At 32.0% G+C, this 12274-nt stretch carries 13 protein-coding genes; all 13 read right to left on the reverse strand.

Translation table 11 applies throughout. From position 1 onward, the window contains the following. Positions 1-306: 306 nt before the first annotated feature. The 13 genes from CLCOS_RS02370 to queA all read right to left on the reverse strand — a co-directional run bounded on the left by CLCOS_RS02370 (position 307) and on the right by queA (position 12257). Positions 307-906: an MBL fold metallo-hydrolase gene (locus CLCOS_RS02370; protein WP_063600059.1), complete on the reverse strand. Its 600-nt coding sequence runs from the start codon at positions 904-906 to the stop codon at positions 307-309. A 36-nt stretch (positions 907-942) separates the two neighbouring features. After that, positions 943-1392: a D-aminoacyl-tRNA deacylase gene (gene dtd, locus CLCOS_RS02375; protein WP_023162175.1), complete on the reverse strand. Its 450-nt coding sequence runs from the start codon at positions 1390-1392 to the stop codon at positions 943-945. Between the two features lie 14 nt (positions 1393-1406). Continuing rightward, positions 1407-3584, reverse strand: a complete 2178-nt coding sequence (locus tag CLCOS_RS02380) for a RelA/SpoT family protein (protein ID WP_063600058.1) — start codon at positions 3582-3584, stop codon at positions 1407-1409. A gap of 106 nt (positions 3585-3690) precedes the next feature. Continuing rightward, positions 3691-4209: an adenine phosphoribosyltransferase gene (locus CLCOS_RS02385; RefSeq protein ID WP_013240000.1), complete on the reverse strand. Its 519-nt coding sequence runs from the start codon at positions 4207-4209 to the stop codon at positions 3691-3693. Positions 4210-4310: 101 nt separating this feature from the next. Next, on the reverse strand, positions 4311-5159 hold the full coding sequence (locus CLCOS_RS02390) for a DHH family phosphoesterase (protein WP_013240001.1): 849 nt from the start codon (positions 5157-5159) through the stop codon (positions 4311-4313). A gap of 158 nt (positions 5160-5317) precedes the next feature. Further along, positions 5318-6193 (reverse strand): protein translocase subunit SecF, encoded by an 876-nt coding sequence (gene secF / locus CLCOS_RS02395; RefSeq protein ID WP_013240002.1) that lies wholly within the window; start codon positions 6191-6193, stop codon positions 5318-5320. 1 nt (position 6194) lies between these two features. Continuing rightward, positions 6195-7469 (reverse strand): protein translocase subunit SecD, encoded by a 1275-nt coding sequence (gene secD, locus CLCOS_RS02400; protein WP_063600057.1) that lies wholly within the window; start codon positions 7467-7469, stop codon positions 6195-6197. Positions 7470-7611: 142 nt separating this feature from the next. Beyond that, the gene (scfB, locus tag CLCOS_RS02405; RefSeq protein ID WP_023162177.1) at positions 7612-8979 is read right to left on the reverse strand and encodes a thioether cross-link-forming SCIFF peptide maturase; all 1368 of its coding nucleotides are present in this window, start codon (positions 8977-8979) and stop codon (positions 7612-7614) included. Between the two features lie 85 nt (positions 8980-9064). Continuing rightward, a complete protein-coding gene (gene scfA / locus CLCOS_RS02410) occupies positions 9065-9202 on the reverse strand; it encodes a six-cysteine ranthipeptide SCIFF (RefSeq protein WP_013240005.1) in 138 nt (45 codons plus the stop codon). Between the two features lie 98 nt (positions 9203-9300). After that, positions 9301-9669, reverse strand: coding sequence for a TIGR04086 family membrane protein (locus CLCOS_RS02415; RefSeq protein WP_013240006.1), 369 nt, complete (start codon positions 9667-9669; stop codon positions 9301-9303). A 60-nt stretch (positions 9670-9729) separates the two neighbouring features. Then, positions 9730-10056 (reverse strand): preprotein translocase subunit YajC, encoded by a 327-nt coding sequence (gene yajC, locus CLCOS_RS02420; RefSeq protein ID WP_013240007.1) that lies wholly within the window; start codon positions 10054-10056, stop codon positions 9730-9732. Positions 10057-10091: 35 nt separating this feature from the next. Beyond that, the gene (gene tgt, locus CLCOS_RS02425; protein ID WP_013240008.1) at positions 10092-11216 is read right to left on the reverse strand and encodes a tRNA guanosine(34) transglycosylase Tgt; all 1125 of its coding nucleotides are present in this window, start codon (positions 11214-11216) and stop codon (positions 10092-10094) included. A gap of 15 nt (positions 11217-11231) precedes the next feature. Further along, on the reverse strand, positions 11232-12257 hold the full coding sequence (gene queA, locus CLCOS_RS02430; protein WP_023162180.1) for a tRNA preQ1(34) S-adenosylmethionine ribosyltransferase-isomerase QueA: 1026 nt from the start codon (positions 12255-12257) through the stop codon (positions 11232-11234). Between the last annotated feature and the right edge of the window lie 17 nt (positions 12258-12274).

Consider the following 12274-nt stretch of genomic DNA (forward strand, 5'->3'; position numbering starts at 1 on the left):
CGTTGTAAAAATAATCCTGCGAATAAGTTTGAGTTTTAAAAATGCTGTGCAGAATTGTAAGTAAAATTTGACCTTATACTAGAAGATATGATGTCAAAATTGAAAACACCTTTAAAAACTTTTTTATGAGTCTTAGTGAAGTATTTTAGAAAATCTTAGGAGTTTAGCTATGTTTGAGGTACGAGTTTAGCTAAACTCCTTTAGATTTTCAAAATACCGAACTCTAGACTTACTAAAAGTTTTTATGGTGTTGAAATTTGACAGCATAGCCCTAGTATATGTCATTTTTTACTACAATGCTTAAATCTATAAAAATGGATTATACATTTTTTCTTCTTTGATAGAAGTTTTAGAACCATGACCTGGAAATACAACCATTTCATCTGGTAAAGTCATAAGCCTATTTTTTATACTGTCTATGATTGCATTAAAGTCTCCTCCTGTAAAGTCAGTTCTTCCTACAGATCTTTTAAAAAGTGTATCTCCTGTAAACACCATGTTTTCTCCTAAGAAGCTTACTCCACCAGGTGTATGTCCAGGTGTATAAAGTGCTTTTAACTTTATATTTCCAAATTCAAACACCTGGTTATCTTCAATATATATGTCAACTTCATCTATAAGCTTTCCATACATAAGTTCTCTTGATTTCATCATGTTATAGTCTTCTCTGCTTATTGCTATAGGTGCATTATATTTATTTCTTATTTCCTCAGCTGCGCTCGTATGATCTGCATGACCATGAGTTAGCAATATATATTCTACTTTTGTCTTTGAAGCATCTATAGCATCTATTATATCTTTTACATCATCACCAGGATCAATTACTACAGACTTACCCTCTTTTTCATCTGCCAATATATAACAATTAGCTGCATATACCCCTACTATGACTTTTGTCAGTTTCATAAAAATACCTCCTTATCTTTTCCTTTACTTTGATAATTAAAACTTCTTCTTGCTGTCTATCATAATAGTGACAGGTCCATCATTTTCTATACTCACTAACATATTTGCACCAAATTTTCCTGTCTCAACCTTGCCTACTAAATTTCTGCATTGATCTACAAATTTTTCGTATATTTTCTCGGCTTCATCCCCACCCAATGCTTCTATAAAACTGGGTCTTCTGCCTTTTCTACAATCTCCATATAAAGTGAACTGGGAAACTATAATTATTTCTCCGTTTACATCCAGTAAGGACTTATTGAGCTTTCCATTTTCATCTTCAAATATTCTGAGGTTCAATATTTTGTCCCTCATATAAATTATATCCTCATCTGTATCTTCTTTAGATATTCCAAGTAGTACATTTAACCCCTTTTGTATTTGTCCTATAACCTTTCCTTCCACTTCAACTTTAGAGCTATTGACTCTTTGAACTACTGCTCTCATAATAACATATCTCCTTAATTTTTGGTTCTATAAACCTGAATAACGCCCTCTAATTTTCTAAACTTTTTCATTACATCCTTTAAGTCATCTACATTTGATATTTTTAATTTTATATCTATAACAGCCAATCCATTTTTTACTGGCTTAGCATTTACAGCATAAAGTGCAGTCTTACTATTACTTATAACTTCCATAGATTCAGCCAAAAGTTTTCCCCTATCTTCAGCTTCTATTTTAATCTGAGCAATATACTCTGCTCCTTTTGGTCTTCCCCAGGAAACTTCAACCACCATGTTATCTTTATTCTTTAATAGGAATTCTGCATTTTTACAATCTTTTCTATGGATTGATACTCCTCTTCCCTTTGTTATATATCCTATTATGTCATCACCTGGAACAGGATTACAGCACTTGGCAAATCTAACCAATACATTGCTTTCACCCTTTACTATTATCCCTGGAGATTTTTTCTCTGCTTTATGAGACTTACCCATAGGTTGATCCAGATTCTCTTGAATCTTCTTCCAGTCAATTTCATCCATTTTTGAAGTTTTCATATAAATATCTTTTATTCTTGAAACTATAGTAGAAGAGGTTACAGCACCAATTCCTACAGAAGCATACAAGTCATCTGCAGAATTCATATTATACCTTTTAAGAACTGTATCTAGGATTTCCTTCTTAGCAATTTCCCCAAAATTATATCCTTGCTTTTTTGTTTCCTTTTCAAGAAGGTCCTTTCCTTTTACTATATTCTCTTCTCTTTTTGCCTTTTTGAACCAGGATCTTATCTTGCTTTTTGCCTGATTACTTTTCGCCATATTTAGCCAGTCAATACTTGGACCTTTGGGTGTACTTGATACAAGCACTTCTACAATTTCCCCTGTTTTCAAATGATAGTCAAGAGGTACCATCTTACCACTTACTTTTGCACCTATACAACTATTTCCTATCTCAGTATGTATCTTATATGCAAAATCTATAGGGGTTGCTTCATAAGGTAAATTTATTACCTTTCCATTTGGAGTAAATACAAATACCTCATCTGAAAACAAATCTATTTTAAATCTTTCCATAAACTCTTCTGCATCTGAAGTTTCTCTCTGCCACTCAAGTATTTCTCTTAACCAGGTAAGTTTCTTATCTATATCATTTGCTGTATCAACGCCCTCCTTATATTTCCAGTGAGCTGCTATTCCATATTCTGCTGTTTTATGCATTTCAAAAGTTCTTATCTGTATTTCAAAAGGTTTGCCTTGAGGCCCTATAACTGTAGAATGTAGTGATTGATACATGTTTGGTTTAGGCATAGCAATATAGTCCTTAAATCTTCCTGGCATAGGCTTATATATTGTATGTGCTATTCCCAGTGCAGCATAACAATCCTTTACTGTATTTACTAAAATTCTTACAGCAGTTAAATCAAAAATTTGATCTATAGTTTTATTTTTCTTTACCATCTTTCTATATATACTATAAAAATGCTTTGGTCTTCCTTCAATGTCTGAATCTATTCCCGACTTTTTAAGGTTATCTTTTAATTGAGATATTATTTCATCAATATATTTTTCTCTTTCTACTCTTTTTTCAGCAATTTTTCTAACTATAAAATAATATTCATTTTGATTTATATACCTAAAGGCTAAATCCTCAAGTTCCCATTTAATTTTAGACATTCCAAGCCTATGGGCAAGAGGTGCATATATGTCAAAAGTTTCTTTTGCTTTTTCTTTCTGTTTTTTCACAGGCATGTATTTAAGTGTTCTCATATTATGAAGTCTATCTGCTAATTTTATAAGTATTACTCTTATGTCATCTGCCATTGCAAGGAGCATCTTTCTAACGTTATCAGCTTGCTGCTCTTCCTTAGTTTTACATTCTATTTTACCTAATTTAGTAACACCTTCTACTAAGTTTGCAACTTCTACACTGAATTCCCTTTCTATGTCTTCATAGCTAAATTGCGTATCTTCTATTACGTCATGAAGGAGTCCTGCTACTATGGTGCTGGTATCGAGTCCCATTTCTACCAATATATAAGCTACTTCTACAGGATGGCTTATATAAGGTTCTCCCGATTCCCTTTTCTGTTTTTTATGAGCTTCATCGGCAAAATAATAAGCCTTTTCTACTATTTTTTTATCTACATTATTACAGTTTTTATCTATTAACTCCATTAATTTTTCTAACATACCGATACTCCCTAAAATCAATGGCTGGTTTAACAAACCAGCCATTATTTTTTACTAATATTATATTATATACTAAAAAAACTTGCAATTTGAAATTTTATATATCCTAAACATTATATTTAGTAAGAGAAATTACATCATAGCCTTCTAATTTTTCCCTGCCTTTTAAATCCGTCAATTCTATAACAAATCCTATAGTAACAACTTCCCCACCTGCTTGTTCTATAAGTTTCACCACAGAAGCAGTAGTGCCACCTGTTGCAAGCAAGTCATCAATTATTACCACTCTATCTCCCTTTTTTATTGCATCTTTGTGCATTTCAAGTATATCACTGCCATATTCTAAGTCATAACTAACACTAAAAGTATCATAAGGCAACTTTCCCTTTTTTCTTATAGGAACGAAACCTGCACCTATGGCATAGGCTATAGGTGCTCCAAATAAAAATCCTCTTGCTTCAGGCCCTACTACTACGTCAATATGTTTATTTTTTAAATATCTAGCTATTTTATTTACTGTATGCTTAAAAGCTGTTTTATCCTGCAGCAAAGTAGTTATATCTTTAAAACTTATTCCTTCCTTTGGAAACCCATCTATTACTCTTATTTTATCTTTTAAATCCACCTGTAATCCCCCCTAAAAATAACTTAATCATTCCAATAGAAACCTACTTTACAATTATATATTAAATATTGATACATATTCAAGTTTAAGATATTTTACCTTTATATAATCTCATTTTTCAAATATTTAGCTATTTGTTCTGCCCTATCCATATTTTCAGTTATAAAAAGCTCTACTGCAATCCTTGCATTATCTATATATCTCTTGTTCTTAATTGAGCACATCATTTTATTTGACAATTCACGTACATTCTCTATATTCACACTAGAAATATCATTCACTTTAAGTAGTGCCCTTACTCCATAATTATTTGTACATTTTAAATAATACATACCTTCATTTACCATTATCTTATTTTCACCAGTTATATCAATTCCCCGAGAAAAAATACCTAAAGCTACAAGATCTAAATACTTACTTATGTACTTCATATCATAATACATTGATATAGCCTGAGATAACTTAAAGGTAACACCTACCGCTGTTAAATCTTTAAATGGATATGTACACTGCTTCTGATTGGGATTTACAATAATGGCTTTCGGCAAAATTTCCCCAGATTTATGGTAATCTGTTATTATAACATCAATACCCAAAGTTTTGCATAACTCTATCTGTGAAACGCTTTGAATTCCACAGCCAGCTGTTATTATAACCTTTGCACCTAAAAATTTTATGTGGTTTTTTATTATATCTGACTTTATACTATAATCATTAATTTTATCAGAGATAAAATATTCTACATCTGCATTTAAATATTTTAACACTAATAACATAAGTGACACCGAAGTTATACCATCCAAGTCACATGTACCATAAATTACAATTTTTTCTCTCTCATTTACTGCTTTTATTATTCTTTTTAAAGCTTTCTCCATATCCTTTAAAAGAAAAGGGTTATTCATACCTAAAAAATTAAAATCCTGTATATTATCTTTTTGCCTCTCCATAATAAAATCCTCCAAATTTATCGAAAGCACTTATATTATAAATGATATTGTCTTCTATTACAAATACATTATAGTTAGATTATGTGCAATAAAAAAATCCAGAGTACCAATATACTCTAGATTTTTTATTTTATCATATTTAATGTATATTTTATAGCTTATTCACTTACTGTATGCAACTTTTTTTTATTTCGAAGCATATGTTTCTTTATAATTACCCAACACGGACTAGCTATGCATATAGAAGAGTAACATCCTGTAATTATTCCTATAAGTATCGGTTCTGAGAAAACTCTTACAGAAGGTACTAAAACATATACTGCTGTCAATGTTATTACAACAGTCAATACTGTATTTATAGATCTTGCCAATGTCTGAGTTACACTGGCATCTGCAACTACTATAGGTTCCTGTCCTCTCATGTATTTTTGATTTTCTCTTATTCTATCAAAAACAACTATAGTATCATGGACAGAATAACCTATAACCGTAAGGGCTGCTGCTATAAAGTTAGAGTCTATAGGGACTCTAAGTACTGCGTATACAGAAAGCATTACAAGCACATTATGAGTTAATGATATAATAGCTGCTATACCAAAACTTAACTCAAACCTTATACCTATATATATAAACATAGCTATAATTGCCACTATAACAGCTTGCAGAGCTTTGGTCCTTGTTTCTTGGCCTATAACCGCACCTATATTTTCTTGATTCGTCAAACTACTTTTTTTATACTTTGCCTTTACAGCTTTTACAATATTACTAACATCATTATTGCTTAAAGTAGCAGCCTTTATAGATATAGACTTATTATCTACTTTATTGGATTGAAAATCACCGGAGTATTTCTTTACTATATTATCTACGTCCTGTTTATTAAAATCCTGACCCACATTTATTTCAACTACTGTACCACCTTTAAAATCCAGTCCATATTCAAGACCTTTAGTAGCCATAGTAAATATTCCAATAGCAATTATTATAAGGGATATAGTAAACCATATTTTTCTTTTTTCAATAATCTTATACATATTACTTTACTACCCCCTTTCTAAAGTCATGCACACCAAAGGTTCCAATTGTCTCCTTATGGTTAAACCAACCCATATTAGCTAGTAACTTCATAAGAGTTCTAGTTACCGTTATAGCCGTAAACATACTCAAAATTGTACCTATAATAAGGGTAAGTGCAAATCCTTTTACAGAACCTGTACCAATATTATAAAGGACACATCCTGAAATAATAGTAGTTATATTTGAATCCAGTATTGAAGTCATGGCTCTTCTAAATCCCGCATCTACAGAGGCCCTAATGGATTTACCGCTTTTAAGCTCCTCTTTAGTTCTCTCAAATATAAGTATATTGGCATCTACTGCCATACCTACTGTTAACAAAAACGCTGCAATACCAGCTAATGTCAAAGTTACATTTACGTTGGCAAAAGCTGCTAAAACTATATATACATATAGTACAAGTGCTATATCTGCAACAAGTCCAGGTAATCTATAATATAAAAGCATAAATATCATTACTAGACCTATACCTATCTTACCTGCTAATATACTAAGTGGAAGTGCATTAGCACCAAGAGAAGCTCCTACAGTTTTAACCTGCACTGGTTTTACAGTAACTGGAAGTGCACCTGATTTTATCAAATTTGCCTTTGTTTGAGCCTCTTTCATGGTCATATGGCCACTTATAATAGCTCTACCATCCGTTATATGTGCATCTACTTTCGGATCTGACAATTTATCCTTATCTAAATATATTGTAATTACTTGACCCATAAATTTTTGAGTAGCATCTGCAAACTTCTGAGCACCTGATTGATTTAACTCTAGATTTATTTCACCTTGACTGCCATTTTGAGGGTCAATAGAAGCTGTAGCATTTTTCACATCCTTACCTGTAAGTATAGTTTTGTTGTCTGGCCCAACAAACTTAAGATCACCAGTTTTTGCTACACCATCTACTACTTCTTTTGCATCAAATTTTCCAGGTATATCAATTCTTATCCTGTCTTTTCCTTCTCTTACAGTCGTAGTTTCACTTACTCCTAACTTGTTAACCCTTTGTGAGATCATGTCTACAGTTCTATTTACAGTATCTTGATCCACATTTTTAGACTGTATTTCTTCAAGTACAGAAACTCCACCTTGAAGATCAAGTCCTTTATTTATTACTTGGCTAAATGGCTTTAATTTATATCCACCAAAAGTTACTCCATATGCTCCCGTATAAGCTAAAAAGCCTATTAAAATTATGCATAGAAAGAAAACTACGGTACTTTTCGCCTTAGATTTCATTTTTATCCTCCTTCGTCAATAACCAACTACCTCTTATCCTCACCTATTTACATTAGCAATTATATTACTTAAGAAAAACACCGTCAATACACATATTACAAATAAAGTAATATGATGTATTAAGTTTTTGTAAATGTTATTACTATTTTTTCAAAATTCTACTTTTAAGTGCAATGGCACACTCAATTCTCTTTTTCTGCATTTTGCATCCAAGACTGTAAGGTATGTTCATATCCTTATTGAAATTGTAATTATTAGCCTGACATCCGCCGCTGCAGTAAAATCTTGCCCAACATTTCTTACATTCAGGTTTGTTATATATGTGGGCAGCCTTAAATTGTTTAGAAATATCCTGCCTTAGGTTATCAATATCACTTAAATTTCCCATTTTAAAAGCTTCATTACCTACAAATTGATGACAAGGATATATATCTCCATCTGGTGTTATAGCTACATACTCATGTCCTGCCCCACATCCTGATATTCTTTTATATACACAAGGACCGCCTGCAATGTCTATATTAAAATGGTAAAACTTAAACTTTCCTCCTTCCTTGTTTCTTCTAATCATTTCCTCATATAATTTATCATATTGTTCATAAATAATCGGAAGGTCTTCTTCTCTAAGAGACAATGGATCATCCTCTGGAAGTACTACGGGTTCCACAGATATTTCATCAAATCCCTGATCTGCAAGATATTTTATATCTTCGAAGAAATCAATATTATTTCTAGTAAAAGTTCCTCTAGCATAGTATTGCTTAGACTTGTCCCTTATTTTTACCATCTTTTTTATTTTAGGAAGTATAGAGTCAAAACTTCCTGTACCATCAACCCTAACTCTTACTTTGTCATTTACTTCTTTTCTTCCATCAATACTTAGTACTATATTTCCCATGTTTTTATCAAGATAATCCATTATCTCATCATTTAACAGGGTAGCATTAGTAGTCATTGTAAATCTTATATTTTTGTTGTGCAGCTTTTCCTGCTTCTTAGCATACTCTACGATTTCCTTTACTGCATCAAAGGCCATAAGTGGTTCTCCACCAAACAAGTCAACCTCTATATTCTTCCTAGGTCCCGATTTTTCTATAACAAAATCAATAGCCTTTTTTCCTATTTTTGCAGACATGAGTTTTCTGCGTCCTTTATACTCACCTTCATCTGCAAAACAATATTTGCATCTCAAATTACAATCATGGGCAATATTAAGGCATAATGCTTTTATAAATGAAGGTTCACTCTCATGCTTTTTTGCAATTCCTTCATATAAATCTTTAGAATACAACATTTCTTTTTCAATTAGCTGTTGTATCTCACCATAAGCCTCCACAACTTCTTCTCTTTTATATTTATCATTAAGAAGTTCTACCACTTTTTCAAGTTCTGGCAGTCCTTCATCATCTAAAATATCATATACTAGTTCATCAATTTCATGAAGTGCACCAGAGTTTACATCTATAACATATCTATATCCACCCTGGACAAATTTATGAATATTAGCCAAATTGTTCTCCTCCTAATAAAAGTGTATAATTTTTCATTATATAAATTTTAGGCAGTAACTATTTTGTTACTGCCTAAAATTTATATTAGTTTTCACAAGCTAAATTGGCAACTGTGCAAGAAGTTTTACATGCTGATTGACATGAATTAGCACATTCCTTACATCCTGGTTTTTTTAAACTTTCTTTTATATTAGCATTATTTAAAGTTTTTATATGCTTCATTCTCTAAGCTCCTCCAATTAATAAAGTTATCTGTTTGATTATAACATAAAGCTATAATAAAATAAAGTTGTCCATTAAATACGAAGTCTAAGAGATTCTCATAAGTTAATTGCGATCATACCTGATAAAGCTCCTACTATAAGGTCAAGTAGCAATCGTTTTACTCCATAGGAACTTATAGCTGCAGAGTTTCCAGAAATTATAGAAACTACATACAGTATAAGCAAATATAAAAGAGTTACTCCAATACCCACAAGCCATCCTTTTTTACCTATTCTTCGCACTGCATAAATAACTCCATACATTATACTAAGTATGTTTGTAATAACGTAAAATATGTACCTTACTCTTGAACCTATATCTACAAAAGTCATTATAACTGCAAAAATTAAAAGTAAAATAACTGTAATTATAAAACCTCTAAGAACTCCTTCCACTGCAGAAAGGTAATTACTACCTTTTTCCAAATCAAAGCACCTCCCATCTAATAGTATTTATGTAGATAAAAGGTGCTTTATACCTAATTTTTAAACTTCTTTTTTTTCTTCCTTTTTTTCCTCTATTTTCTTAGAAGAACTTTCTTGACTTTTAGGTTCAGATAGAATATTTAGTACTCCTGTTTTATCTAACTTTATTCTTACTCTATCCGGTCCTGTTTGAATAGTTATATTTCTGTCCTGGATATTTACAACTTTTCCTATTATGCCACCCTTAGTCATAACTTCATCATTAACCTTAAGGCTTTCAAGCATTGCATTATATTTCTTTTTTCTCTTGCTTTCTGGTAGAAATATAAGTAAATAAAAGATTACTACTATAAATAAAAGTGGTGCTAATCTAACCAATGAATCCAATTTTTTCACCTCCTTTTTTTAACAGAGTTTTAATTTTATTGATTCCATTGTTCAAGCTTTTCCTTTTTATATTTAGGGAAATAGTCTCCATCAATAGAATCTCTTATTTCTTTCATTAAATTATTATAAAAATACAAATTATGAAGCACACATAACCTCATAGCAAGCATTTCTTTTGCCTTAAACAAATGTCTTATATATGCCCTAGTGTAATTTTTACAAGTAGGACACTGGCATCCTCTGTCTATAGGGGAATCATCCAGCTGATATTTAGCATTTAAAAGATTTATTTCTCCCTCTGATGTAAATACATGAGAATGCCTTCCATTCCTAGCAGGAAGTACACAATCAAAGAAATCTACTCCTCTTTCTACTGCTTCAAGTATGTTTGCTGGGGTTCCAACTCCCATCAAATATATAGGCTTATCCTGTGGAAGGTGAGGAACTACTTTTTCTATAATTCTATACATTTCCTCATGAGTTTCCCCTACAGCTAAACCCCCAATAGCATATCCGTCTAAATTCATCTCACTTATTATTTTAGCGTGCTCTATTCTTATATCATCGTAGACACCGCCCTGGTTTATACCAAACAGCATCTGCTTATTATTTATAGTATCTGGCAAAGAATTCAATCTATCCATTTCAACTTTACATCTTTTGAGCCATCTTGTGGTTCTTTCAACAGAACGCTGAACATAATCTTTGGGAGACGGATTTTCTATGCACTCGTCAAAAGCCATAGCTACAGTAGATGCCAAATTACTTTGAATTTGCATACTCTCTTCAGGTCCCATAAATATTTTACTTCCATCTATGTGTGAATTAAAATATACTCCCTCTTCTTTTATCTTTCTAATCTTTGACAGAGAAAACACCTGAAATCCTCCAGAATCAGTTAAAATAGGTCTATCCCAATTCATAAATTTATGTAATCCACCAAGTTTTCTTATTATCTTATCTCCAGGTCTTAAGCTTAAATGATAAGTATTTGAAAGTTCCACCTGGCATCCAATTTCTTTTAAATCGCAGGTAGAAACTGCTCCTTTTATAGCTGCCAAGGTACCTACATTCATAAAAACTGGAGTTTGAACTACTCCGTGAGGTGTAGTAAATTCACCTCTTCTAGCACTTCCCTGTTTCTTTAGTAATTTATACATTCAAACACCTCAAATCTATTTTAAGAACATAGCATCTCCAAAGCTAAAAAATCTATATTTTTCTTTAACTGCACAGTTATATGCATTTAGTATTTTTTCTCTTCCACAAAGCGCACTTACAAGCATTATGAGTGTAGACTGGGGTAAATGAAAATTTGTTATAAGTTTATCTACTACTTTATATTTATATCCAGGATATATAAATATATCCGTCCAACCAGACTGTTCCCTAACTTTTCCGTTTTCATCTCCAATGGTTTCAAGTGTTCTACAGGAAGTAGTCCCCACTGCAATTATGCTTCCTCCTTTTTCCCTGGTTTCATTTATCATATCTGCAGTTTCTTTCGTCATACAGTAATACTCTGAATGCATATTATGTTCTTCTATATTTTCAACCTTTACAGGTCTAAAAGTTCCAAGTCCAACATGTAAAGTCAAGAACGCAAGTTTTATCCCTTTATCCTCTATTTTTTTCAGCAATTCCTTAGTAAAATGAAGACCTGCTGTAGGGGCTGCTGCAGAACCCTCTTCTTTAGAATACACTGTCTGATACATTTCCTTGTCCTCTAATTTTTCTTTTATATATGGAGGCAGAGGCATTTGACCAAGCCTATCTAGTACTTCTTCAAATATTCCTTCATATTCAAACTTAACAATTCGATTTCCATCTTCTTTCACTGAAACTATTTCTGCCTTAAGTTCTCCATCTCCAAAGTCAAACCTACTTCCTACCTTAGCTCTTTTTCCAGGCTTAACTAAAGTTTCCCAGGTGTCATCTGCATTTCTCTTTAGAAGTAAAATTTCCATTTTACCACCACTGCCTTCTTTTGAACCTATAAGCCTTGCTGGCAAAACTCTAGTATCGTTTAATACAAGGCAGTCACCTGGATTCAAATAATCCAATATATCTTTAAATACCTTATGCTCTATATCACCAGTTTTTTTATCAAGCACCATAAGCCTAGCTTCATCCCTTTGCATTAAAGGATGCTGTGCAATTAATTCCTCTGGTAAATAAAAATCAAAATCTGTAACTTTCAATATTTTCACTCCATTCA

The organism is Clostridium coskatii, from assembly GCF_001675205.1.
Taxonomy (GTDB): Bacteria; Bacillota; Clostridia; order Clostridiales; family Clostridiaceae; genus Clostridium_B; species Clostridium_B ljungdahlii.

Bases quoted from the DNA above. Each gene is read 5' to 3' on its own strand.
- CLCOS_RS02390 (WP_013240001.1), bottom strand. From the start codon at position 5,159: ATGGAGAGGCAAAAAGATAATATACAGGATTTTAATTTTTTAGGTATG.
- CLCOS_RS02380 (WP_063600058.1), bottom strand. From the start codon at position 3,584: ATGTTAGAAAAATTAATGGAGTTAATAGATAAAAACTGTAATAATGTA.
- scfA (WP_013240005.1), bottom strand. From the start codon at position 9,202: ATGAAGCATATAAAAACTTTAAATAATGCTAATATAAAAGAAAGTTTA.
- dtd (WP_023162175.1), bottom strand. From the start codon at position 1,392: ATGAGAGCAGTAGTTCAAAGAGTCAATAGCTCTAAAGTTGAAGTGGAA.
- secF (WP_013240002.1), bottom strand. From the start codon at position 6,193: ATGTATAAGATTATTGAAAAAAGAAAAATATGGTTTACTATATCCCTT.
- tgt (WP_013240008.1), bottom strand. From the start codon at position 11,216: ATGTATAAATTACTAAAGAAACAGGGAAGTGCTAGAAGAGGTGAATTT.
- CLCOS_RS02370 (WP_063600059.1), bottom strand. From the start codon at position 906: ATGAAACTGACAAAAGTCATAGTAGGGGTATATGCAGCTAATTGTTAT.
- secD (WP_063600057.1), bottom strand. From the start codon at position 7,469: ATGAAATCTAAGGCGAAAAGTACCGTAGTTTTCTTTCTATGCATAATT.